Source organism: Hafnia sp. HMSC23F03 (assembly GCF_001816025.1).
In the GTDB taxonomy this organism is placed as follows: domain Bacteria; phylum Pseudomonadota; class Gammaproteobacteria; order Enterobacterales; family Enterobacteriaceae; genus Hafnia; species Hafnia paralvei.
Genome location: NZ_KV824246.1, coordinates 127,693 through 151,727 on the forward strand (window position 1 = coordinate 127,693; position 24,035 = coordinate 151,727).

Sequence of the window (24,035 nt, forward strand, 5' to 3'; positions counted from 1 at the left end):
TAAAAGCGAGTCGCGAATATGTCATAGAGGAGTATTTTATGAAGCAAACAGCAAAACGACGTCTAACCAGCATCGCGTTAGCAATAACCGTCGCTGGATATTGTGCTGTACCTACCGCGATAGCTGCCAACGAAGTTGGAAATCTGAAGGATGCGGCTGGCTGGCAGATCAGCGGCAACACCGGAAGCATTCTAGGTACCGTTCCGAAAATTAAACTGCCGGGTGGAGCACCTACCGACGACGGTCAGCATGTCAAAGTTGAGATTGATCGTTCTGGCCGCACCGGCGGCGCAACGGCGTCGACCGATGGCGAGAAACAGCTGCACGTTGGCGATAAAATTACCGTCTCTTGGGATATTAACGATACCGAGGGCGATACCGACGCCACGGGGTTAACCAAAAAGACCATCAAGTGGATGTGCTATAGCGATCAGAATAAATCCAATGGACGTGAGCTACAGGGCGACGGCACGAACGGTTCCGACTCTTACACCATCGTACAGGCGGATCAGAACTGCTATATCGGGTTGCAGATTACCCCTAATACCGAAACGGGCGATCCTCGTACTGGCGTACAGGTAGATTTGGCGGATCTGTCAACAGACGCCGGCGGCGGCTCGGATAGTGATGATATTCCAGAAGGGCCAGTCGTGGACGATGAACTGAGCGTGATTATCTATGACGCTGCGGACACCACCGTCAACCTGCTCAAAGATTCCACCGTTAAATTGCATACCGGTCATACCTATAAGGTCAAACTATGGCGGGATACTAACGGTAACGGCACCTATGACAGCGGCGTCGATACCGATGTTACCAGCGATTACGACTATATGTGGGTATTCTCTGGGCAGAGCGCAACGGCGGCCACCTCCGGCGACTCTAGCGTTAAAAACAAGGATTTAGTAATCCCAGTAACCAACGCTGACGCGACGAACGTGCTATCAGGCGCGGGCGCAGACGGTGTACAGGGTAATTCTCTGGCCATTAAATACAAACGTAAGTAATTACGCTCTTATGCCATTCCCATCTGGGAATGGCATCTTTTCTGACCCCGTCTAGTTCAGGCAAAGCCGCCTGAAGCCCAATGTGATTGATCATTCTACGCAGTCAATCACCCACGTTTAATCTGCTCGTTACAGCGACAATATCTCTTTCACAAACGGGATCGTCAGCTTGCGCTGTGCGGTGATCGACGCCCTATCCAACTGATCCAACGTCATAAACAGCGTACGCATTTCACGATCCAGACGCTTTAGCAGGAAACGTCCGACATCCTCTGGCAATTCAAAACCGCGCAATTTAGAGCGTAGCTGTAATGCCAAAAGTTTATCTTCATCGCCGAGTGGCTGGAGTTTATAGATTTGTCCCCAGTCCAGACGCGAGGCCAAATCGGGTAAACGCAGATTCAGTTGGCGTGGAGGGCGATCGCCGGTGATCAATAGGCGTGTGCGGCCGGTTTCAAGGATGCGGTTATAGAGATTGAAAATTGCCATCTCCCACTCCTCTTCTCCCGCGATACATTCGATATTATCGATACACACCAGAGAGAGTTGCTCCATGCCATCGAGAACCTCTGGCACAAAGTAGGCGCGTTTATCCAAAGGCACATAGCCCACGGCTTCTCCGCGCTGGGAAAGTTCTGCGCAGGCCGCATGCAGTAGGTGGCTTCGCCCCCCGCCCTCACGCGACCAAAAATAGATATAGGTACCATGCTCCTGCTGCAAAGCGCCCTGCAATGCAGCTAACAGAGAAGAATTCTCTCCCGAATAGAAACTTGCGAAAGTCTCGTCATCAGGTAAATAAAGTGGCAGTGAAAGCTGTGCCGGCGTATTCAGAAGCACCTCAAACCAAAACAGGCAAAAAAACGCCGCCAGTTTAACACATAAACCAGCGGCTGTTGAGTTAGGATCTGAAGGATCGAATTAACGCGCAGGCGTTTGCTCTTCTTCCTGTTCGTCGATGATCACTTCTTCACCACGCACCATGCTGATCACTTTGAATAACAAGCTCATCGCGATACCCACGATCGTTGCCAAGGCCATGCCTTTCAGCTCAGCCGCACCAATATGGATCGTCGCGCCACTCACGCCGATGATCAAAATAATCGAGGTCAGGATCAGGTTCTGCGCTTTGTTGTAGTCCACTTTAGACTCAATCAGTACACGGATACCAGAAGCACCGATTACCCCGTACAGCAGTAGGGACACCCCGCCCATCACCGGTACAGGTACCATTTGGATCGCCGCAGCCAGTTTGCCGATGCAGGATAATAGAATCGCCAACACCGCTGCGCCGCCGATGACCCATGTGCTGTACACTTTGGTAATCGCCATAACGCCGATGTTTTCACCGTAAGTGGTATTTGGCGTTGAGCCAAAGAAACCAGAGAACATCGTGGACAGACCGTTAGCAAACATCGAACGATGCAGCCCCGGATCGCGTAGCAAATCTTTCTTCACAATATTCGCCGTAACAACTAAATGGCCAACGTGCTCTGCAATAACCACCAGCGCAGCGGGCAGAATCGTCAGAATCGCAAACCACTCAAATTTCGGCGTATAGAACGTCGGCAACGCAAACCAGTGCGCTTCACGGATCGGCGTTAAATCGACAACGCCCATCGCAAACGACAGGGCATAACCCGCCAGCACACCAATAAGAATAGGAATAATTGCCAAGAAACCACGGAACAGAACCGAACCCAACACGGTCACGCCAAGAGTGACCATAGAAATCGTAATCGTCGTGCTATCTACGGAAGCCCCGTTGGCAGGCAGCAATCCAGCCATGTTAGCCGCGACCCCAGCCAGCTCCAAACCAATTACGGCCACAATCGCGCCCATCGCCGCGGGTGGAAACATCACATCCAGCCAGCCGGTGCCCGCTTTTTTCACAATCAGCGCGACCAAACAGAACAGCGCGCCACAGACGATAAAGCCCCCTAACGCAAGTTCATAGCCCAAAGGTAAAAGCAGCATCACAGGGGAAATAAAGGCAAAGCTAGAGCCCAGATAAGCGGGAATTTTGCCCTTACAGATGAATAAATACAGCAGCGTACCAATACCGTTAAACAGCAAAACCGTCGCAGGGTTAATCTTAAATAAAATAGGCACGAGCACCGTTGCCCCAAACATGGCAAACAGGTGCTGAAAGCTCAACGGAATCGTTTGCAAAAGCGGTGGGCGTTCGCTTACTCCGATGACGCGACGAGTCATGGTTACATCCTCTAAGTGATTTTATTGAATTATCAGGTGTTGTGTTTTGAACTTGGCCTCCCCCTAAATAGTGGGAGTGGCATCCAATCGACTCGGCAGCACATTCCGGCTCACTAACTCTCGTTAGTGATTCAAGAGTGAACCTAGGCAATACAAATGCGGCTTCACGTATGAAGGGGACAGGCCAAAAAAAAGCCGACTCTCAAAGTCGGCTCATCTTTTATTTAGTACCAAATATCTTATCGCCCGCATCGCCCAAGCCAGGAATGATGTACCCCTTCTCATTCAAGCCCTGATCGATAGATGCGGTGTACAGCTCAACGTCTGGATGTGCTTTTTCCAGTGCGGCAATACCTTCAGGCGCAGCAACCAATACCAGCACTTTAATGCTATGGCAGCCCGCTTTCTTCAGCAGGTCGATGGTCGCAATCATAGAACCGCCGGTTGCCAGCATTGGGTCAACCACCAGAGCCATACGCTCATCGATGTTAGAAACCAGTTTCTGGAAATAAGGTACAGGTTCCAGAGTTTCTTCGTCACGGTAAACGCCAACGACGCTGATACGCGCGCTTGGTACGTGCTCCAAGACGCCTTCCATCATGCCCAGACCTGCGCGCAGGATTGGAACCACGGTGATTTTTTTGCCTTTGATCTGATCTACTTCGACCGGACCGCACCAACCATCAATAGTGACTTTTTCTGTTTCTAGGTCTGCGGTCGCTTCATAGGTCAGTAAACTCCCGACCTCTGATGCCAGCTCGCGAAAACGTTTAGTGCTAATATCGTTCTCGCGCATCAAGCCCAGTTTGTGTCTTACGAGCGGGTGTTTTACTTCGACGATCTTCATCATTTCATCTCCCAGGTAGCGGTCAGCGCAAAAAAAAATCGCGAGATTATACCGCCTTTTAATTTCTGCGCCACCGTTAAAATCATGATCCAGATCAGCTTAGATGAGATCTACATGGATTACAGGAAAAAACCAGATCCCCTTCACAAGCCGCTCGCAAACGTTTGCCTAGACTGTTAGAATTGCCGCGCTCTTGAATATTTCAGGGTGATTTCTGTTATCCGATGTGAGCTTAAGCCACGCGTCCACTCGCTTTATCACGGATACCAGAACTCATCCTAACCGCCATGGGGATTTTCGCAGTGACCGACAAAACCGCTCTCAGTTACAAAGACGCAGGTGTAGACATTGATGCTGGCAATGCCTTAGTTGATCGCATTAAAGGTGTGGTAAAAGAAACTCGTCGCCCAGAAGTCATGGGGGGGCTGGGTGGATTCGGTGCGCTTTGCGCCCTACCACAAAAATATCGCGAACCAATTTTGGTTTCTGGCACCGACGGCGTCGGCACCAAGCTACGTCTGGCGATGGACTTGAAACGTCACGATACTATCGGCATTGATTTAGTCGCGATGTGCGTCAATGACTTAGTCGTACAGGGTGCCGAGCCACTATTCTTCCTCGATTACTACGCTACGGGTAAACTGGACGTAGATACCGCGGCTAGCGTTATCACCGGTATCGCTGAAGGCTGCAAACAGTCTGGCTGCGCATTGGTCGGTGGCGAAACCGCTGAAATGCCGGGGATGTATCACGGCGAAGATTACGACGTCGCCGGCTTCTGTGTTGGCGTGGTCGAAAAATCAGAAATCATCGACGGCAGCAAAGTTGCAGCGGGCGATGTATTAATCGCACTCGGCGCAAGCGGCCCTCATTCGAACGGATACTCTCTGGTTCGCAAAATTCTTGAAGTCAGTCATGCCGATCCACTCACCGTAGAGCTGGAAGGCAAACCACTCGCCGATCATCTATTGGCTCCCACTAAAATCTACGTAAAATCAGTTCTGAAACTGATTGAAGAACACGACATTCACGCCATTGCCCACCTAACCGGCGGTGGTTTCTGGGAGAATATCCCACGCGTTCTGCCGGAAGGTACTCAGGCCGTCATCGATGAATCCAGTTGGCAGTGGCCTGCGGTCTTTAGCTGGCTCCAGCAGACCGGTAACGTCAGCCGTCATGAAATGTATCGCACCTTTAACTGTGGCGTGGGCATGATTATCGCGCTGCCAGCCGTAGAAGCCGATGCTGCTATCGCACTCATGAATGCCAACGGTGAAAAAGCGTGGAAAATCGGTACAATTGCCGCTTCCACCGGCGAAGAGCGCGTAGTGATTAACGCATAAGCGGTTCATGTTATGAAAAACATCGTGGTTTTAATTTCCGGCAACGGCAGCAATTTACAGGCGTTAATCGACGCCTGTCATGAGGGTCGGATCCGTGCTCGTATCAGTGCCGTATTCAGCAACAAGGCCGATGCCTATGGGCTTGAACGAGCGGCGCATGACGATATTCCTGCTCATTATTTAGATCCGAAAGCCTTTGCCGACCGCGATGCTTTCGATCTTGCCTTGATGCATGAGATCGACAATTACCATCCCGACCTGGTCGTTCTCGCTGGGTATATGCGTATTCTGTCGCCGCGTTTTGTTCAGCACTATAATGGTCGGATGCTCAACATCCATCCGTCGCTGTTACCAAAATATCCGGGTCTGCATACGCACCAACAAGCGTTAAACAACGGCGATGAAGAGCATGGCACCTCAGTGCACTTCGTCACCGATGAGCTCGACGGCGGCCCCGTCGTTTTGCAAGCCAAGGTGCCGATCTTTGAGCAGGATAGCGAAGACGAGATTATCGAACGCGTTCAGGTTCAAGAACACGCCATCTATCCACTGGTTGTCAGCTGGTTTGTCGAAGGCCGTTTAACGACGAAAGATGATGCAGCTTGGCTAGACGGCGTTCGTTTGCCACCGCAGGGATATGCGCCGGATTAGTATCGTTACAATCACGAATATTCCTTTAAATCCCCAGTTTTAGCTGGGGATTTTTGTATTTACGCTTCCATGGCTTTTTCTGACATTAACTAACGCTATAATAAAACTCGTAGTATTCACTACATCGGCTATTCAGCTGAAAATTATGACAGTGAGAGGAATCAACATGTCCAGCGACAACAACGTCAGATTACGTCCCCTGGAACGGGAAGATTTGACGTTCGTTCATCAACTCGATAATAACGCCAGCATCATGCGTTACTGGTTTGAAGAACCCTATATTGCCTTTGTAGAACTCTCTGAGCTGTATGACAAACATATCCACGATCAGAGCGAGCGTCGCTTCGTCGTTGAGCATGACGGGGTAAAAATCGGTCTGGTAGAGTTGGTAGAAATTGACCACATCCACCGCCGAGCAGAATTCCAAATCATTATCGACCCAGCCCATCAAGGCCACGGCTATGCCAGCAAAGCTGCTAAGCTGGCAATGGATCACGGATTTTCCGTGCTCAATCTCTACAAGCTGTATTTAATCGTCGACAAAGAAAACCAAAAGGCGATCCATATTTACAGCAAGCTTGGTTTTGAAATTGAAGGCGAACTGATCCACGAATTCTTTATCAACGGTGAATATCGCAATGCGATCCGCATGTGTATTTTCCAGCCTGACTATTTGGCGAAGTACAAATCACCAACGCCGCCGGTGAACCCAAACGGATTCTGATTTTAGTTCGCCGGATACAGCAGAGCCCGACTTTATCGGGCTCTGTTTGTTCATCTCATCCTAATATTTACTTCTGGTGGTGCTCACAACCACAGCCCCAGTTTTTCAATTTAGATGTTTTACCAATACCGGGATTCAATGTATTAGTAGGATCGTTTTGCTGATAGAACGCTTTTAACTGCGGTTTGGCCTGATATAAGTGGCCCACGTTATGCTCCGCAGGATATTCCGCACCGCGCTGATCCAGCAGCGCCAGCATTTTATCTTTCAGCGCATGCACATCGACGCCTTTTTTGACGATGTAATCCTGATGGAAAACGTAGCACATGAAATGCCCGTAATAGAGGCGATGTACCAGCGCATCATCAAACTCTGCTGGCAATCGTTCAAACCAATCATGATCGTTACGACGCAGTGCGATATCCAGCGCCAAAATATCCTCAACCTCTTTGCTGTGCACCGCGTTATAGCGTATTGCGGCGCCTGCCGCGGCAAAACGGTGTAAGAAAGCCTTCGCCCCTTCTTCCGGTGTACAGACAAAGAATTCACCTTCGGCCTGAGCAAAGTAAGATTCCAACCATGTGCGGGCTTCTTCAATACCTTCGCCTGACATTTTTAGCATCAGGTGATGTTCAAAACGGTCACGGTACTCTTTCAATCGTTTAGGCAAATGTGATGGCAACAAATGACTCAAGGTTTGCATCGTACGATCGACCAGATGCGAAGGTAAGAAAGGCACTTTGCCAAATAGGGCATCCATGCGACCTTTGAGCGTGAAGAAAGTCGGCATTTTGTCGGTGCCTAACTTGTCGATCATCACAAAGGTGTCTTTCCCGTAGACTTCAGCGATATCAAATATATCGCGGTGCATGTATTCACCCGCGACCGGCAAATTTTTAAAGTTTGCCAACATATGACGGCGCAATTCAGTCAGCACCTGCGGCTGGTTAGTACCGATATAAAACACCTGCGAAGATTTTTGCGCCGGAAAAGTATCTAAACGAACCGCAAATACCGCTAACTTGCCTGCGCAACCCGAGGCTTCAAACAAACGGCGCTCGTCTGCGTTAAAACGCGAAGGCGTGTCTGCATCAACATCACGAATACGCTCAGCGTAATCATGGTCTGAAGCCTGACGCTCGTCATGTTCGACGTCTTGTGGACTGTACTGTTGCGCCTCTAAACGTGTCAGGATCTCTTCTGGCGTGCAGCCTAACTCAATGCCCAAGTGGTTGATGAGCTCAACCTGTCCCTGCTCGTTTACTCGGCCATAAAGCGCCATTTCGGTATAGGCAGGGCCACGGTGAACCAAGGAGCCACCCGAGTTATTGCAGATCCCACCCACTACGGATGCGCCGATACACGAAGAACCAATGACCGAATGTGGTTCGCGCCCAAGCGGTTTTAACACGCGTTCCAGATGCCACAGCGTGCTGCCAGGCAAAGCAACCACCTGTTTACCTTCATCTAGCAACTGAATTTTATCCAAACGTTGAGTGCTGATAATGACGATCTCTCGGTCATAATCATTACCACTCGGGGTAGATCCTTCCGTGAGCCCGGTATTGGCTGCTTGCATCAATACAATTTTATCGGCCTCTACGCAGGCTTTGAACACCTTCCACTGCTCCAGCAGACTGCTTGGAAAAACGACCGCAAGCGCATCACCTTGCCCTGACCGAAACCCCTTGCGGTAGCGCTCGGTCTTGCGAGCATCGGTAAGAATATGGGATTTTCCCACGATCTCCGTGAGTTGATGAATGAGCGCACGTGAGTCAGATAACTGATTTCCAGCGTGAGGTTGTACCTGCATAGCCATCGTCCTTTTATTAGTATGATGAATCCTTTCGAGAATACCGCTTTTTGAACGAATGTGAAAAAAATTATACTAATTAGTTAAATAAATAATTTACCCGCACGACAAAAAAAGCCCGACACAAGGGTCAGGCTTTTGAAGTAAAAAGACGGCTACTCATGCAGCCCGCATTCGCGTTTTAGGCCAAAGAATCGCGTTTCTTCCTCCGCCATCCCCGGTTCCCATTTGCGCGTGGTATGCGTATCGCCGACGGAGAGATACCCCTGTTCCCACAGCGGATGATAGCTCAGACCGTTTTGCTGCAAATATTGATAAATTTGCTGATTATCCCAGTCGATGATCGGCAGAATTTTAAATACGCCACGCTGAATAGCCAACACAGGTAAATGTGCTCGGCTACCCGACTGCTCACGGCGTAGGCCTGCAAACCACGTTTGCGCTCCGAGCTCTTGCAGCGCGCGGTTCATCGGCTCAACTTTATTCATATCGTTATAGCGTTCTATGCCTTCAACGCCCTGTTCCCAAAGTTTGCCATAGCGCGCTTCCTGCCATGCCGGTGACTGTACTGCGCGGTAAACTTTGAGATTCAAATTCAGCTTTTCAGTAAGCGAATCAATAAATTGATAAGTTTCAGGAAAGAGATAACCCGTATCCGTCAGAATCACGGGAATCGTGGGCAGTTCACGCGTGACTAAATGCAACGACACCGCAGCCTGAATCCCAAAGCTGGAAGACAACGCAAACTCGGCAGGCAAATGCTCCAACGCCCACTGCACTCGCTGCTGCGCACTGAGCCTCTCCAACTGAGTATTGATTTCAGCTAAAGCCATCACCTGTTCAACTTTTGGGAGCGCTTTTAATTCGTTCAGATCAAATTGGGACATAATCAAAGTCCTCCACATCAATGCGCCCTAGCAAGCGACTTAGTCATAGAAGTCTCTTGCCGGATCGAGTACTGGCCGCACAATTCCTGCTCGAATCGTAAAATCGCCAAAACCTTCATCTGCATGGCGCTCTTTTGCCCAGCGGCCAACCAGCTCGTCAATCACAGCAAGAATTTCTGCGTCACTAATATTCTCTCGATACATGCGCGGGATACGGGTTCCAGCGCGGTTGCCGCCGAGATGGAGGTTGTAGCGACCAATCGCTTTACCCACCAAACCAATTTCCGCCAGCAGTGCACGACCACAGCCGTTCGGGCATCCGGTCACGCGTAGCACAATGTGCTCATCGCCCACGCCGTGGCTTTGCATAATTTCCTCAACCTGCGTAACAAACTGAGGTAGAAAGCGCTCGGCTTCCGCCATTGCCAGCGGGCAAGTAGGATACGAAACACAGGCCATCGAGTTTTTACGTTGCTCGCTGACGCTGTCATCCATCAACCCATGTTCACGTGCAATTCGCTCAATACGGGCTTTGTCTTCTTCAGCCACACCCGCCACAATCAGATTCTGGTTGGCGGTTAAGCGAAAATCACCGGTATGGATTTTGGCTATTTCAGCCATGCCCGTTTTAAGAGGACGATTTGGATAATCCAAAATGCGTCCATTTTCGATAAACAGCGTGAGATGCCATTTTTTATCGATGCCTTTTACCCAGCCAATACGATCGCCACGGCCAGTGAATTCATAGGCACGAATCGGTTCAAAAGTGACACCCGCGCGCTTTTCCACTTCGGCTTTAAAGTTTTCTACACCCACGCGTTCCAATGTGTATTTGGTTTTGGCATTTTTACGATTGGTACGGTTACCCCAATCACGCTGGGTAGTCACTACGCCTTCGGCCACAGCCAGCGTATGCTCAACCGGGATAAAGCCTAACTCGCTGGCAGTTCGGGCATAGGTTGCCTTATCGCCATGCGCAATAGAGAGCCCGCCGCCAACCAATACGTTGAAGCCAACCAGCTTGCCGTTTTCAGCAATCGCCACAAAGTTAAGATCGTTAGCGTGCAAATCGACATCGTTCTGCGGTGGAATAACTACCGTAGTTTTAAACTTACGCGGCAGATAGGTCGCGCCTAAAATCGGTTCTTCGTCGGTAGTCTCTACTTTCTCCTGATCCAGCCAGACTTCCGCATAGGCTCGAGTACGTGGCAAAAGATGCTCAGAGAGGTTTTTCGCCCACTCATAGGCTTCTTGATGCAGTTCGGACTCCACTGGATTTGAAGTACAGAGCACGTTACGGTTAACGTCATTAGCCGTTGCTAACGCATCCAGCCCCAGACGATTAAGCAACTGATGCACCGGTTTCACGTTCTGTTTGAGAATACCGTGGAATTGGAAAGTCTGGCGGTTCGTAATACGAATGCTGCCATAAAGGGTGCTTTCATCGGCAAACTTATCAATACCTAACCACTGCTGCGGCGTCATCACCCCGCCCGGTAAACGGCAGCGCAGCATCATGGCATGACGAGGCTCCAGCTTTTGCTCGGCGCGCTCTGCTCGGATATCGCGATCATCTTGCTGGTACATGCCGTGAAAACGAATCAGCAAGAAATTATCGCCGTTGAATCCACCGGTTAGCCCGTCATTTAAGTCTTCGGCGATAGTACCGCGTAAAAAGTTGCTCTCGCGCTTCAGGCGCTCAGCGTCGGCCAATGGTGCATCTACCACCAACGGCCCCGGATGTTTACTGCTAAAGGTATAGTTGCTCATTAATAAACGTCCCGCTGATAGCGGCGCTCAACGCGCAGCTCACTTAAAAATTCATCGGCTTGTTCGGCGTCCATTCCACCGTGTTCAGCCAATAGCTCCAGTAACGCCTGTTCAACATCTTTCGCCATGCGGTTGGCGTCTCCGCAGACGTAAATATGTGCGCCCTTTTCAATCCAGCGCCACACTTCGGCACCTTGTTCACGCAGTTTGTCTTGAACATAGACTTTGTGATTTTGATCGCGTGACCAAGCTAGATCGATACGGGATAGAACCCCCTCTTTGACATAGCGTTGCCACTCCACCTGATAGAGAAAATCTTCGGTAAAGTGTGGGTTGCCAAAGAATAGCCAATTGAGCCCTTCAGCCCCCTCAGCCGCACGTTGTTGAATGAAGGCTCGAAACGGTGCAATACCGGTGCCTGGACCAATCATAATCACCGGCGTTTGTGGATTTGCAGGCAAGCGGAAATTATCGTTATGTTCAATAAATACGCGTAACTCCCCATCTTCCTCTAGACGATCGGCCAGATACCCCGAGGCGCCACCGGTGCGAGCGCGACCTTCAACGTCATAGCGCACCACCCCAACGGTGATATGAACTTCACTACCTACTTCTTCTTGCGCAGAGGCAATGGAATAGAGGCGTGGCGTCAGTGGACGCAACAGTGCAACCAGTTGCTCAGCGTCCAAATCGGCCGGGGCTTGGCGGATCATATCCGGCAGCGGCGTTGTCTGAGCATATTGTTGCAGCTGGTGTTTATCCGCCAGCAGCTCAATCAGCCGTTCATCGCGTGACAGAGAGGCATATTTCTCTACGATCACGGTGGTATTTTGCGTAAGTTCCAAATGGTCAGTCAGCGCTTCGCGCAGCGTCAGCGTTTGCCCATTAAGCGTGATTTTTTCATCGCCCGTGCGCCACACCAGTCCGATAATCTCTTCAACTAAATCAGGATCGTTGTGATACCACACGCCCAACGCATCACCCGGCTGGTAACTTAAGCCCGAGTCGCCCAGATCAATTTCGAGATGACGAACGTCTTTATCAGAGTTACGTCCCGTGATTTTTTGATTTACCGCGAGCGTCGCAGTCAACGGCGATTCTTTGCTATAAGGGCTGCTGAGTACCTGCGCCACACTACCGGCAACGCTGGCCTGAGCCTGTGCGGGTGTAACCTGTGGTACGCGCTGTTTAAGCACCTCAACAACCTGCTTACGCCATGCTTCAGCGGCGGCCTTGAAATCGACGTCTGCATCAGCGCGATCTAATAAACGTTCAGCGCCAAGTTCACCTAAACGCGTATCAAAATCTTTTCCGGTCTGGCAGAAATTTTCGTAGGATGTATCACCCAAGCCAAATACCGCAAACGCCGTTCCTGCCAGCTGTGGGGCTTTTTTCGAGAACAAATATTTATGCAGCGCTACGGCTTCCTCTGGCGGTTCCCCTTCTCCTTGCGTAGAAGCGACGACCAGCAGCAGTTTTTCCTGTGCAATCTGCTTGAATTTATAATCACCGGCGTTAACCAACGTAACGCTCAGGCCAGCAGCGGTGAGATCGTCGCGCAGCTGTTCTGACACGCGCCGAGCATTGCCCGTTTGCGAAGCAGAAATCACGGTGATTGAAGCCGCTACCGCAGGTGCTGGAGCAACGGCCACAGCACCTGGCTGTTGATTGACCATTCCCCAGAAATAGCCGGACAGCCAAGCCAGCTGGTTTGGTGAAAACTCACCAATCGCCGACTGGAGCTTTGCCAACTGCTCGGGCGTCAGTGGCAGCATAGAAGTAGGAGGAGCCTGAGTCGTCATTGCTAAGTTTTCCTTGCACAGTGATCCCTGTGGTACTTCAAGCAGCCTCAGACTGAGCTTTTAGAACCATGGGTGTGACGAATGATGTAGCGTTTTTTGTAAGGTTACCTAGCTGGATAATAACAATTAAATAAGTGATGGAAATAACAAATAACGATTTGAACTAAACACTAATTCTGATTGGTGATAGAGGTGGAAGTGTTTTCAATAAAAATCATTAAAATCAGTTACAAACATATATTTAATGAATAAATTGATGCATTTCACACTCATTAATTTATATATCCTGCACATACCAGAGTCTTAGCAATGTAAATAAAAAATAGACTTAGCGCTGGGCTGACATTGATAGGAAGGATGAGAGGGAAGAAAATGAGGGGAAATGTCTTTGAGATAAATGAACGGCCAATCGCCTATACTGGTTGAATGGTCGCTGTCCCTGCTCGCTTTTTTCCACTCTTTAAAGCAATAAGATTAAACCATAGATGCGGTAAAACTACCGCCAACGGGCGCTTTCCGGTAGTATGCGCAGGTTTTTTAGGTTACGAGGCGTCATCATGACAACCACCCTGTTTAAAGATTTCCAGTTCGAAGCTGCGCACCATCTGCCACATGTTCCAGAAGGACATAAATGTGGACGCCTGCACGGTCATTCGTTTTTAGTTCGCATTGAAATTACCGGCGAAGTTGATGCCTATACCGGCTGGGTGATGGATTTTGCCGAGCTGAAAGCGGCGTTCAAACCGATTCTGGATCGCCTCGACCATTATTATCTAAACGATATCCCTGGTCTGGAAAATCCAACGAGCGAAGTCTTGGCACAGTGGATCTGGCAACAGCTCAAGCCTGAACTCCCTCTGCTAAGCGCGGTATTAGTGAAAGAAACCTGCACTGCTGGCTGTACCTATCGCGGCTAATGGCGCGAATGCGTGACCGGTATTACACCGGTCACATTCATTGAGTTAACGACCTGACATTTTATCAGCGTTTCGAAAGCAGCAACCCAAGAATCAGCCCCGCTGTCGCTCCAATTCCTACGCTGTGCCATGGTTTATTGCGCACGTAGCCGTCCACGTCACAACAGGCACTTTTCACTCGTTCGGTGACTGGACACGGCGTATCGCCGTTAATTCGCGCTTTTACTTCACGCAGCGTATCTTGCGCACTTCGACGTAGCGATGCGATTTCATCTTCCGTTTTATCTGCGCCTTCTTGCAATACGCCTTCCAATGCATCTGCCAACAATGACACTTCTTCTTCGATTGTGCGTTCAACTCTGTCGGTTTTTCTAAACATAGTGCTCCCTCTTTGCTGTATCAAAATCATGGTCACATGCCTGCCGAAAAAACGGTGAGCAGATTTAACGTTAGCTAATAAGCATAGTTGAAAAAAAGGAGAAACTCGGTAATTAAGACTCGGACTGTTCTGGAAACGCCGTGAAACGCGAAAAATCATCGGTTAAAAAATCCTCTCGACAGTTCCCTCGGCTTCGCTTATTTTCGTTAATAGCCAGTTTGCAATGCTCCAAGCTTAAACAGGCAGCGTCGCTCGGACGGTCCGGGCGCTAACGTAATCTCTGAGGTATCTATGACAGATTCACGCACTCCGCGTCGCTTTACCCGTATTGATCGTCTTCCCCCTTATGTATTTAACATCACCGCTGAGTTGAAAATGGCTGCGCGTCGGCGCGGCGAAGACATTATCGACCTGAGCATGGGGAATCCCGACGGCCCGACGCCGCCACACATTGTCGAAAAAATGTGTACCGTGGCGCAGCGTGAAGATACCCACGGCTACTCGACCTCGCGCGGTATACCACGCTTGCGTCGTGCGATCTCCCACTGGTATCAGGAGCGCTATCAGGTAGACATCGATCCTGACAGCGAAGCCATTGTCACCATTGGCTCCAAAGAAGGGCTGGCGCATTTAATGCTAGCAACGCTAGATCATGGCGATACGGTTCTGGTTCCTAACCCAAGTTATCCGATTCATATCTATGGCGCTGTTATCGCAGGCGCTCAGGTGCGCTCTGTGCCTCTGGTGTCCGGTATCGATTTTTTCAACGAGCTGGAACGTGCCATTCGTGAAAGTATTCCTAAACCGAAGATGATGATCTTAGGTTTTCCTTCCAACCCTACCGCACAATGCGTTGAATTAGATTTCTTCGAGCGCGTTATTAAGCTAGCAAAAGAGCACGATATTTTAGTGGTACACGATTTGGCCTATGCCGACATCGTGTATGACGGATGGAAAGCACCGTCTATCATGCAAATCCCTGGTGCAAAAGACGTGGCGGTGGAGTTCTTTACGCTGTCAAAAAGCTACAACATGGCAGGCTGGCGTATCGGTTTTATGGTGGGTAATCCAGAACTGGTGAGTGCCTTGGCGCGTATCAAAAGCTATCACGATTACGGCACCTTCACCCCCTTGCAGGTTGCGGCTATCGCCGCGCTCGAAGGCGATCAACAATGCGTCCGAGATATTGCCGAGCAATACCGTCAGCGCCGCAATGTATTGGTAAAAGGCCTGCACGAGGCGGGCTGGATGGTTGAAAATCCAAAAGCCTCAATGTATGTGTGGGCCAAAATCCCTGATGCGTATGCACATCTAGGCTCACTCGAATTTGCCAAAAAACTGTTGGCCGATGCCAAAGTGTCAGTTTCACCCGGTATTGGTTTTGGCGACTACGGTGACACCCACGTTCGCTTCGCCCTGATCGAGAATCAGGATCGCATTCGTCAGGCGGTACGCGGGATTAAAGGGATGTTTAGGAAGGATGGAGTGATAGCAGCGAAAAGCTAAATTATCGCCCCTCTCCTTGATGTCATCATGCACAGGGAGAGGGGCTGAGTTAGCTTTGTTAGATCGCCCTACGTTTATAGAGGCGATAGTGCGGCAGCCAAAAAGTATCCCTGATGTTTTGGTGAAGTACCACGTCACTCATTTCATCCGCCACACCGGATCGCTGTGCGGCTTTGCCAACTGCAAATGCAATGAGGCAAGTAACTTCGCATATCGTACTGATTTCCGGTAGTAATCCCCCAGATCCTTTACAAACCAACGGCGAAACATCGGCAAGTGCACGACTCGCCGCCATCAGCATCTCTTCAGTCACCCGCGTTGCACCACTGGCAATCGTCGCCAGACCAATAGCAGGAAAAATATACACGTTATTACACTGCGATATTGGGAACCTGCTACTGCCAAAATCAACCGCTTCACATGGGCTTCCCGTGGCGATAATTGCTTGTCCTTCAGTCCAATCGATTAAATCCTTCGGCGTAGCCTCCATCCTCGATGTTGGATTAGACAATGGCATAATAATCGGTCGCTCGCAGTGGCGATACATAGTGCGCACAACCTCTTCAGTGAAAAGCCCGCCCTGACCAGAGACTCCCAGCATAAGAGCTGGTTTTGCATTTTCAACCACCTCTATCAGAGATGGCGTTTCCCCTACATATTGCCAACCTCTGAGTTTCTCTGGTGGCTGCGCTAATGGGATCTGAAAATCTACCAGCGATGTACTCGTAGAAAGCACTAACCCCTCTCTATCTACCATAAAAATAGTCTGACGGGCCTCAGCAACACTCATCCCCTCTGCTACACGGCAGGCAACTATATGCTGAGCAATACCACATCCAGCGGCGCCTGCCCCTACAATGACAATGGTTTGCTGGCAGAAATCACGTCCACTACTCCGACATGCGGCTAATATCGTTGCCAATGCCACCGATGCCGTACCTTGGATATCATCGTTAAAACAGCAAAGCTTGTCCCGATAACGGCTCAACAGCGGCACCGCCGTATGCTGTGCAAAATCTTCAAACTGCACTAAAACATCTGGCCAACGTCGTTTGACTGCGGCAATAAACATATCAATAAATGCAAAGTAATCTTCCCCCGTAATACGCGGGTGTCGCCAGCCTATATAGCGGGGATCGTCCAACAACTGCGTATTATTGGTCCCCACATCGAGCATAATTGGTAACGTATTCGCCGGGTTGATCCCTCCACATACGGTATAAAGCGACAGTTTACCAATCGGGATCCCCATACCGCCCACGCCCTGATCGCCCAAACCTAAAATACGTTCACCATCCGTGACGACAATCACTTTGACATCATGTCTAGGGATATCATGCAGAATATCATCAATGTGTTCGCGGTCTGGCCATGAAATAAATACGCCTCTGGCCCTACGATAAATCCAAGAAAATTTCTCACATACCGCACCAACAACCGGCGTATAAATAATCGGCAACATTTCCGAAAGATGTTTTTTTAAGAGATAATAAAATAGCGTCTCGTTGGTATCCTGAATATTACGCAAATAAATATGCCGGGCATTATCAGATTCAGCTTCTATATATTGTTGATAAGCTCGCTCTGCTTGCTCATCAATATTTTCAACAGCAGACGGCAGTAATCCATTAAGATTAAAATCATTTCTTTCTTGCTTAGTAAAGCTACTTCCCTTATTCAGCAATGGGGATTCTAACAGCAATTTTCCAGTAAATGGGACATACAAAACATCGTTTATCACGTTGCTATCCATAGGTGACGACCAAATAATAAGAGAGGTTTCAAATCAACACATAATTCGCAATCAACATCGCAACCATACCTGCCAGTGCAGGGAACATCGTCCTTCTCACGATCATAAATGGTGAGCATTCACCCGCCTTACTGACGGCGATAATAATGCCGGCTACGGGAGAAATTGAACGTCCCATACCTGCCATCATCTGCATAGGAAGAATCATGTTAACCGCATTTTCTCCAAATTTTGCCGCTATTGAAGGAGCTAATCCTGAGAATGAGAAGAATGCAGCAACACCAGAGCCCGTTAATACCGCAGTGATCCCCACCAGAGCCGTCATGACCAGAGTCATACTCGTGAAGCCTAAACCCGCGTTTTGCACTGACTGAAGGAGGTAATCCACTGCGCCAATTTTCTGCAATCCCTGAGCATAAATATCTGCGCATACCAGTAAGGAGACAATGCTGGTGAACATGCTCCCCATCCCTTTAAAGAACACCTGCATTCCCTTGCAGCAAGCTTTGAAATCTCTCGTTGTCAGCCATTCACAGAAAAAGGCGACGACGGTGCCAAGGATCATCGCTGTAACAACATCAATCTTAATCTTATTAATCACCAATGGGCTGAATACCAACACGAGCACTACAGGTAAGATCGGTAATAACGCATAGAATATAGGAACTTTACGCCCTTCTTCTTCAGACTCGACAACGCTCTGTTCACCAGAAACAAGGCCTTCCTTTTTATCGTAATACTTAGCTGAGAAGAAAATGACTATAGCGACAACGAGCATCACAACGCACGCCACTGGCATCTGGTAATGAGCAAAGTAAACCGCACTTTCCATACCAGCATGTTTTGCCGCCAGATTTGCGGTACCCACAGCAGGCCCGAGATCCATAAAAGCGCATAAACCGATCATGGCTGCCGCAGAAGCCTTACTCACCCCTAAACGCACAAGAACGGGAAAAAAGGTGACTAACAATAACATCGCTAGCCCTGCTGCGCTGGAGATGGCCACATGCAGCAATTGGGCGCAAATATAGCCAAAGGCGAGGATGAGATAAGGCGCTTTTATCACCTGCAAAGGGCGAATGCACATATTGACCATCGCATTCGAAGCTTTAATATGGTCCATGTAGCTGGCAAATCCGCCAGCGGCCATAATAATTAAACCGATACCCGCGATTTGTGTAGTCAGAGACTCTTTTGCAAAGCTAAATATATCTAGCCAGTTCGAACCTGTTGATTTGGCTTTATCATAAAGAATACTATTTTCTGGATAAAACAAAATAGTAATGGTTAATAATGCAAGACCAGCGAGTAATAAAACAGTTTGCGGTTGGTAATTTTTCACAATCAGCCAAGCAGCAATCACTGTTATTACTATTGCTATGATAAGCGCAGCCATAATAACAATCCCTATGCAGTACAAACAAAATATATAAATACCATGATTTAAATATGCCTCATTGAATATCACAAGGCACTCCGAAGAGTATTAACAAGCTAAGTAAATCATTAATTGCCAGCATTAATCGCTTTGATATTAAGGTTTGATTATATTTGTTCTCATTGCCATGAAATACGGGAAAAAGTTTTTCCCACCACTTTTTGTGAAGAAGATCGCATCTTCTCTAAATGAGAGTACATATGGCTGCAAAAGGCTAATTTCTCTTTGTATTTATGTTTACTGGATGATTGACGACTGAGGGAGATTAACTTATAACAACCTTGTTATAAATAACCACTGGATAACACATATGTTCCAAAAGAATGCATTAAGTTTGGATGAGTACAATTTACTGACAAAAAACATTGGAAACCTAACCGAGTCAGAGCATAGACTTAATGAATATATTAATAAACACTTTAACGAATTATCGTATCACGGCATTGTCGATCTTTCGAAAAATGCGGCAGTGAGCAAGGCAACCATCGGACGTTTTCTTAACAAGGTCGGTTTTACTGGCTACTCTGCTTTCAAAAGAGCGCTCAACACCTCATTATCCCAAAATAAAATATCTGCGCCTTTCGAGCAAAATACTCGTCTACGCAATAACACCAGTATCACGACAGAACATATCGTTAATGAATTCACCCAAAAAGTCACATCACTTTTTTCTGAATTTAAGCAAAACATAAACATTGAAACGCTTAATGAATTCACAGCACTTATCCTGAACAATCAACGCCATATTTATGTAGTTGGCCCCTCGTCATCTCACGCTATGGCAATTCACTTTTGCACCTTGCTAAAATATTTTCGAAGCAACATAACGATTCTACCCACCGATATCAGCGAGCTGCCTAAATGTTTGATAAATATTAAGGAGAATGACATCCTTATCGTTTTCTCCTACTATCGATTCAATCGGGTTGCGCTCAACATTGCAAAATGGTTTAGGAAAAAAAATGCCGTTGTTGTGCTAATTACCAACTCAGAAGCAAACCCCTATGGTAAATTCTGTGATCTTCAATTCGTGCTACCAAGCGATGTGCAGTCCGTTTTTCAAAGTCGCATTCTCGGTTTCTTTTTTATAGAACTAATTTTACATCTGGCTTATGAAAAAGGCGATCAGGAGGGAAACTTTGCCCAATTAGAAGAGCTGTTTGTGTTTTTTGAGGCATTTTCTGCCTCCTCACATAATGCATAAAGGAGGCAGTTGATGGAATTATGTCTACTATATCAGAAAGAGAGATCAAGCTAGTTTTATGGCTTTCACTCTTTCAAATTCAGCGATGGTTTCTGTAATTAACTCATTATTACATCCGATATAAGACATCGGTTCACAAGCCTCAGCAATCTCAGCTAACGATAAAGAGTTTCGAATATCTGGGCTGGATTGCACAATATCCATGAAGTTTTGTTCACCATTGGCATGTTTCAAAACCTCTTTAACGAGATTATAAGCAGATTTTCTACCAACTTTAGCGGCAAGCTTCATTGTCAGTGATTCCGACATGATGAAATATTTTGAACTAGCAAAATTTTCACGCATTTTCTCTTCATTAACAATGAGATGTGATAGCAGCTTTTCTGCTCGTTTTAGGCTTGTTGATAATGCATTAGATGCTTCAGGTAAGATCGTCCAATTCAGTACTCGCATAGAGGCAGCTCGAACATCCTGCTGATCTAGCATCGCTGGCGCACCAGAAGCATACATCCACCCCATTCTGGCCAACGTTTGGATCATATTGCTCGCTCGTGGATTAGACTTATGTGGCATGGTACTGGAGCCTCCACCACCTTCCCCCTCCCAAACCTCCGCGATTGGGGCTCGCCCCATAGTTTCAACGTCATTAGCCAAACGACACAAGGTTCCATGAATAAGTGCAAAAAACTGCACAACTTCAACAATCGTATCCTGACTAGCATTATTGATTCCGCAAGGAACATTCAGCCCCAATGCAAGCATCAGTCGCTCACGCATCTCCATTTCCTGCGAACCAACGGAAGCAAGGTTCCCTACAGCGCCTCCAAAAAGGCCAGTAATCGCTCGTGGATAAACCTGCTGAAGTCTGACTAAGTGGCGATTAACTTCTGTTAGATAACTGGAAACCTGAAGCCCCCAAGTTGTAGGAGAAGCGTCCACCGAGTTAGTGCGTGCAACCATGACTGTGCGAGAATGCCTTATGGCCATGGACTTCAGTTCTTCTCCCACATTAAGCAACTGCTTATGCAAAAGCTGTAGCGTTTGCTGGAGCCGCATCGCAAGACCAGAATCCAATAAATCCTGGGTGGTGCATCCCCAATGCAAATACTGGCTAACCAGCGGAGAGCCGAAAGCTGAAACCTGATCTATCAGTGGTTTAATGGCCATTCCTACCGATTGGGTACTTTGTGCTAACGCCTGCCAATCCAGCTTTAACTCTCGACACGCTTGCTCAATATCGTCCGCGGCCTGCTGAGGTATGATCCCTAAGTCGCTTTGCACTCTCGCCACCGTTGATTCAAAACGTAACCAACAACGAAGCAGGTTGTCGTCAGTCCATATCTCCCGCATCTGTTCATCGGTGAAGAGTGATGAATACAAGTCAGAATCAAAGACCGTTGTTTGCTTACCGTACATACCGAGACTCTCCGGCAATAAAATATCTAAATAAAGAATGTGATTAATAAATACTGCTGGATCTACCCGTCGATTTATAGGGGAAAATGATATTCCCATGCCAAAAAAACGTATGAGAAAGTCACATTCCCTTTTTCATTTTTCTCATGCACTAGAAATGAGAACTCTCTCTCATAAATTTCTCAATTATATTAAAAACAGATAGAGAGACCATTTTTTTATCGACTCCAAGTAATGAAAAAATTAATAAAAAGAAGTTATAACCCCTGTATTATGCGTAAAAAGTCACACTTTCTCCTGAGAAAAAACAATTCCCATATAACACTTATCAACTTCACTCAAATAATTACCCAGCAACAACATTTCATTTTTATGGCTAGGATTATTGACGATTGGTTGAGGGATTAAATGAAATTAAAACAGATTACACTATTACTTCTTTTCGGAATAAGCTCATCGACATATGCCATGAATGTCTACAATAAAGACGGCAATACACTGGACATTTATGGGCGACTAGAGGGACAAATGGCCAGTGGTGAAAACTCATTTGCCGGCAGTGAAACTCGTAACGATCTGGGTGGGCGATTAGGGATTTACCTGACTCGAGATTTAGATTTTTTACCCGAAACAAAAATTGTTGGTCGATTAGAATGGCAGGTTCGAACCGAAAAAAATGATAACAACACTGACGAGAGCGATTTAGAAGCGCGTTACGCCTATGTTGGCCTATCTAACAAAACATGGGGAGAACTTATTACCGGCAGAACTAAAAACCCACTCTACCAAGTCATAAAAATGACGGATAAGTACAAAAACTTTACACCGAATATTTACAGTTATGGGATAACCACCATTGATGACTCGTATCAATTCAACCGTCAGGATGGTACGGTGCAATGGAATGCTAACTTCGCAGGAAATGAGATCCAGCTTGCGTGGGTATCTGGTAATGGCAACAGCAATAATGAAGCATTGGACTATGGAGCCATGGCAAGTTACCGAAATACATTCAAGCTTGGTGAGATTAAAATAACGCCTGCGATCGCAGCCAGTCGCTACAAACGACAAGATGGCGTTGTGACGACTGATGGACGTAACCAAAACGATCAGATCATGGCCGGTTTGCAAATCGGCTATAAAAACTTTGAAGCCTCCTTGACTGCATTAAAAACATCAATTGCCAGAGATAATAAGAGTGATAATGACTATAAAGGCATGGACTCGTTAATTTCATATAAATTTGGCAATCTGAAATTTCTTACCGGTTATAGTTTTTTAAATGAAAAAGATAAAAATATCGATGAAAAAAAAGATTGGCGTGCTGAGGCACAACTAACGCTGGCAAGAAACACGTGGTTGTCATTTACTTACGATAAAGCGCTCGCAAGTAAAAATGAAAAAATAAATGATGATGCACTCATCGTTGGGCTACGCTACGATTTTTAAGGGATGATATATGAAAAAATTAACTTTATTTACCGTTGCCACCATGTTTACCTTAAGTAGTTTCTATTCTTATGCAAATACTTTGTTAGCTCCATCCCCACATGCAAAAATGGATGGAGAAAATAAAATTATCGCACTTTATGGGAACTCTTTTACGTTTTATAACAATAACATTAATACCCGACTGCGTGATCTCACTCAGTCTCTATTACCAGACCACGCCAAAGGATATCAATATCGGGGGATAACAATTTCCAGTGGAAATTTAAGCTGGCAAATCAATAATTTGGCATATCAGAACAGTTTGCAAAAATGGGATGTCGTTATCTTGCAAGGCAACTCAACGGAGACAATTTCAAAGAAAGAAAGCACACGGCAAAATTTCATTGACTCCGCCGTTAAGATGGCAGATATGGCTCATCAGGCTGGCTCGAAGGTTGTCTACTTTATGACCTGGGCGAAGAAAAATAAGCCAGAAGACACACAAAAGCTGGCTGACGCCTACGTATCTATCGCGCAAAAAACAGGCGGTTATATCGCCCCCGTAGGTTTGGCTTTTGAAAAGGTTCGTCAAACACATCCAGAGATTAATATTTACTACCATGATGGCGTTCATCCCTCAATGGAAGGAACATATTTGGCTGCCTGCGTATTTTTTGCCACGCTATATAACCAATCTCCCGTTGGCGGTGCGCTTCCCGTGGATACGAATATGACACCTGCAACCGCGAAAATATTGCAACAGGCCGCATGGGAAACTGTCACTGAATTTCAAAAACAGCAATAGCCGAGAAAGAAAGGCGATTTAGCAACCAAGGCGTAATACTTCCTTCATTTATTAGGCCTATATAAAAAGTGCCATTTCCACTCCGGCTTACGTCAATATCCTATGGGATTACGGTGAAGTGTTTTGGTCAC

20 protein-coding genes are annotated in these 24,035 nt (G+C 47.4%); 9 read left to right on the forward strand and 11 right to left on the reverse strand.

Going from position 1 to position 24,035, the window contains the following annotated elements:
• Nucleotides 1–38 precede the first annotated feature (38 nt).
• Nucleotides 39–1,007: a SinI family autotransporter-associated protein gene (locus tag HMPREF3091_RS21555; protein ID WP_070718987.1), complete on the forward strand. Its 969-nt coding sequence runs from the start codon at nt 39–41 to the stop codon at nt 1,005–1,007.
• 129 nt (nt 1,008–1,136) lie between these two features.
• Here HMPREF3091_RS21555 and hda read toward each other — a convergent pair whose 3' ends face one another.
• The 3 genes from hda to upp all read right to left on the reverse strand — a co-directional run bounded on the left by hda (nt 1,137) and on the right by upp (nt 4,065).
• Nucleotides 1,137–1,844 carry a DnaA inactivator Hda gene (hda, locus tag HMPREF3091_RS21560; protein WP_004091837.1) on the reverse strand — a complete coding sequence of 236 codons (708 nt, stop codon included), beginning with the start codon at nt 1,842–1,844 and terminating at the stop codon, nt 1,137–1,139.
• An 81-nt stretch (nt 1,845–1,925) separates the two neighbouring features.
• On the reverse strand, nt 1,926–3,218 hold the full coding sequence (gene uraA / locus HMPREF3091_RS21565; RefSeq protein ID WP_004091836.1) for a uracil permease: 1,293 nt from the start codon (nt 3,216–3,218) through the stop codon (nt 1,926–1,928).
• A gap of 220 nt (nt 3,219–3,438) precedes the next feature.
• Nucleotides 3,439–4,065, reverse strand: a complete 627-nt coding sequence (upp, locus tag HMPREF3091_RS21570; RefSeq protein ID WP_035503097.1) for a uracil phosphoribosyltransferase — start codon at nt 4,063–4,065, stop codon at nt 3,439–3,441.
• A 302-nt stretch (nt 4,066–4,367) separates the two neighbouring features.
• Here upp and purM point away from each other — a divergent pair, with 302 nt between their 5' ends.
• The 3 genes from purM to speG all read left to right on the forward strand — a co-directional run bounded on the left by purM (nt 4,368) and on the right by speG (nt 6,783).
• Nucleotides 4,368–5,408: a phosphoribosylformylglycinamidine cyclo-ligase gene (gene purM / locus HMPREF3091_RS21575; RefSeq protein ID WP_035503095.1), complete on the forward strand. Its 1,041-nt coding sequence runs from the start codon at nt 4,368–4,370 to the stop codon at nt 5,406–5,408.
• Nucleotides 5,409–5,420: 12 nt separating this feature from the next.
• Nucleotides 5,421–6,059, forward strand: coding sequence for a phosphoribosylglycinamide formyltransferase (gene purN, locus HMPREF3091_RS21580; RefSeq protein WP_004091830.1), 639 nt, complete (start codon nt 5,421–5,423; stop codon nt 6,057–6,059).
• Nucleotides 6,060–6,225: 166 nt separating this feature from the next.
• On the forward strand, nt 6,226–6,783 hold the full coding sequence (gene speG, locus HMPREF3091_RS21585; protein ID WP_035503055.1) for a spermidine N1-acetyltransferase: 558 nt from the start codon (nt 6,226–6,228) through the stop codon (nt 6,781–6,783).
• Between the two features lie 67 nt (nt 6,784–6,850).
• On the opposite strand, the gene dld is transcribed toward speG, so the two are convergent.
• From dld to cysJ, 4 genes are all read right to left on the reverse strand, one after another.
• Nucleotides 6,851–8,596 carry a D-lactate dehydrogenase gene (dld, locus tag HMPREF3091_RS21590; RefSeq protein ID WP_070718991.1) on the reverse strand — a complete coding sequence of 582 codons (1,746 nt, stop codon included), beginning with the start codon at nt 8,594–8,596 and terminating at the stop codon, nt 6,851–6,853.
• Between the two features lie 155 nt (nt 8,597–8,751).
• The gene (gene cysH, locus HMPREF3091_RS21595) at nt 8,752–9,483 is read right to left on the reverse strand and encodes a phosphoadenosine phosphosulfate reductase (RefSeq protein ID WP_070718994.1); all 732 of its coding nucleotides are present in this window, start codon (nt 9,481–9,483) and stop codon (nt 8,752–8,754) included.
• A 39-nt stretch (nt 9,484–9,522) separates the two neighbouring features.
• Nucleotides 9,523–11,253 (reverse strand): assimilatory sulfite reductase (NADPH) hemoprotein subunit, encoded by a 1,731-nt coding sequence (gene cysI, locus HMPREF3091_RS21600; protein ID WP_070718996.1) that lies wholly within the window; start codon nt 11,251–11,253, stop codon nt 9,523–9,525.
• Nucleotides 11,253–13,055, reverse strand: a complete 1,803-nt coding sequence (gene cysJ / locus HMPREF3091_RS21605) for an NADPH-dependent assimilatory sulfite reductase flavoprotein subunit (RefSeq protein ID WP_070719001.1) — start codon at nt 13,053–13,055, stop codon at nt 11,253–11,255. Before cysJ ends, cysI begins: the two co-directional genes overlap by 1 nt.
• A 557-nt stretch (nt 13,056–13,612) precedes the next feature.
• Between cysJ and queD the strand changes: the two genes are divergently transcribed.
• Nucleotides 13,613–13,972, forward strand: a complete 360-nt coding sequence (gene queD, locus HMPREF3091_RS21610) for a 6-carboxytetrahydropterin synthase QueD (protein WP_008814216.1) — start codon at nt 13,613–13,615, stop codon at nt 13,970–13,972.
• A gap of 64 nt (nt 13,973–14,036) precedes the next feature.
• Here queD and HMPREF3091_RS21615 read toward each other — a convergent pair whose 3' ends face one another.
• Entirely contained in the window at nt 14,037–14,351 is a 315-nt protein-coding gene (locus tag HMPREF3091_RS21615) for an ElaB/YgaM/YqjD family protein (protein WP_070719003.1), read from the reverse strand.
• 291 nt (nt 14,352–14,642) lie between these two features.
• Between HMPREF3091_RS21615 and alaC the strand changes: the two genes are divergently transcribed.
• A complete protein-coding gene (alaC, locus tag HMPREF3091_RS21620; RefSeq protein WP_070719006.1) occupies nt 14,643–15,857 on the forward strand; it encodes an alanine transaminase in 1,215 nt (404 codons plus the stop codon).
• A 58-nt stretch (nt 15,858–15,915) separates the two neighbouring features.
• Here alaC and HMPREF3091_RS21625 read toward each other — a convergent pair whose 3' ends face one another.
• On the reverse strand, nt 15,916–17,610 hold the full coding sequence (locus tag HMPREF3091_RS21625; protein WP_070719010.1) for an NAD-dependent malic enzyme: 1,695 nt from the start codon (nt 17,608–17,610) through the stop codon (nt 15,916–15,918).
• Between the two features lie 28 nt (nt 17,611–17,638).
• Complete coding sequence (dcuC, locus tag HMPREF3091_RS21630) at nt 17,639–19,006, reverse strand: C4-dicarboxylate transporter DcuC (RefSeq protein WP_070719013.1); 1,368 nt, start codon at nt 19,004–19,006, stop codon at nt 17,639–17,641.
• Between the two features lie 352 nt (nt 19,007–19,358).
• Between dcuC and HMPREF3091_RS21635 the strand changes: the two genes are divergently transcribed.
• Nucleotides 19,359–20,252, forward strand: coding sequence for a MurR/RpiR family transcriptional regulator (locus tag HMPREF3091_RS21635; RefSeq protein ID WP_070719016.1), 894 nt, complete (start codon nt 19,359–19,361; stop codon nt 20,250–20,252).
• A gap of 45 nt (nt 20,253–20,297) precedes the next feature.
• On the opposite strand, the gene HMPREF3091_RS21640 is transcribed toward HMPREF3091_RS21635, so the two are convergent.
• A complete protein-coding gene (locus tag HMPREF3091_RS21640; protein WP_070719018.1) occupies nt 20,298–21,668 on the reverse strand; it encodes a class-II fumarase/aspartase family protein in 1,371 nt (456 codons plus the stop codon).
• A 408-nt stretch (nt 21,669–22,076) separates the two neighbouring features.
• Between HMPREF3091_RS21640 and HMPREF3091_RS21645 the strand changes: the two genes are divergently transcribed.
• Nucleotides 22,077–23,117, forward strand: coding sequence for a porin (locus tag HMPREF3091_RS21645; RefSeq protein ID WP_070719025.1), 1,041 nt, complete (start codon nt 22,077–22,079; stop codon nt 23,115–23,117).
• Between the two features lie 10 nt (nt 23,118–23,127).
• Nucleotides 23,128–23,904: an SGNH/GDSL hydrolase family protein gene (locus HMPREF3091_RS21650; protein WP_070719029.1), complete on the forward strand. Its 777-nt coding sequence runs from the start codon at nt 23,128–23,130 to the stop codon at nt 23,902–23,904.
• Nucleotides 23,905–24,035 lie beyond the last annotated feature (131 nt).

Bases quoted from the DNA above. Each gene is read 5' to 3' on its own strand.
- HMPREF3091_RS21555 (WP_070718987.1), top strand. From the start codon at position 39: ATGAAGCAAACAGCAAAACGACGTCTAACCAGCATCGCGTTAGCAATA.
- uraA (WP_004091836.1), bottom strand. From the start codon at position 3,218: ATGACTCGTCGCGTCATCGGAGTAAGCGAACGCCCACCGCTTTTGCAA.
- upp (WP_035503097.1), bottom strand. From the start codon at position 4,065: ATGAAGATCGTCGAAGTAAAACACCCGCTCGTAAGACACAAACTGGGC.
- purN (WP_004091830.1), top strand. From the start codon at position 5,421: ATGAAAAACATCGTGGTTTTAATTTCCGGCAACGGCAGCAATTTACAG.
- speG (WP_035503055.1), top strand. From the start codon at position 6,226: ATGTCCAGCGACAACAACGTCAGATTACGTCCCCTGGAACGGGAAGAT.
- dld (WP_070718991.1), bottom strand. From the start codon at position 8,596: ATGCAGGTACAACCTCACGCTGGAAATCAGTTATCTGACTCACGTGCG.
- cysH (WP_070718994.1), bottom strand. From the start codon at position 9,483: ATGTCCCAATTTGATCTGAACGAATTAAAAGCGCTCCCAAAAGTTGAA.
- cysI (WP_070718996.1), bottom strand. From the start codon at position 11,253: ATGAGCAACTATACCTTTAGCAGTAAACATCCGGGGCCGTTGGTGGTA.
- cysJ (WP_070719001.1), bottom strand. From the start codon at position 13,055: ATGACGACTCAGGCTCCTCCTACTTCTATGCTGCCACTGACGCCCGAG.
- queD (WP_008814216.1), top strand. From the start codon at position 13,613: ATGACAACCACCCTGTTTAAAGATTTCCAGTTCGAAGCTGCGCACCAT.
- HMPREF3091_RS21615 (WP_070719003.1), bottom strand. From the start codon at position 14,351: ATGTTTAGAAAAACCGACAGAGTTGAACGCACAATCGAAGAAGAAGTG.
- alaC (WP_070719006.1), top strand. From the start codon at position 14,643: ATGACAGATTCACGCACTCCGCGTCGCTTTACCCGTATTGATCGTCTT.
- HMPREF3091_RS21625 (WP_070719010.1), bottom strand. From the start codon at position 17,610: ATGGATAGCAACGTGATAAACGATGTTTTGTATGTCCCATTTACTGGA.
- dcuC (WP_070719013.1), bottom strand. From the start codon at position 19,006: ATGGCTGCGCTTATCATAGCAATAGTAATAACAGTGATTGCTGCTTGG.
- HMPREF3091_RS21635 (WP_070719016.1), top strand. From the start codon at position 19,359: ATGTTCCAAAAGAATGCATTAAGTTTGGATGAGTACAATTTACTGACA.
- HMPREF3091_RS21640 (WP_070719018.1), bottom strand. From the start codon at position 21,668: ATGTACGGTAAGCAAACAACGGTCTTTGATTCTGACTTGTATTCATCA.
- HMPREF3091_RS21645 (WP_070719025.1), top strand. From the start codon at position 22,077: ATGAAATTAAAACAGATTACACTATTACTTCTTTTCGGAATAAGCTCA.
- HMPREF3091_RS21650 (WP_070719029.1), top strand. From the start codon at position 23,128: ATGAAAAAATTAACTTTATTTACCGTTGCCACCATGTTTACCTTAAGT.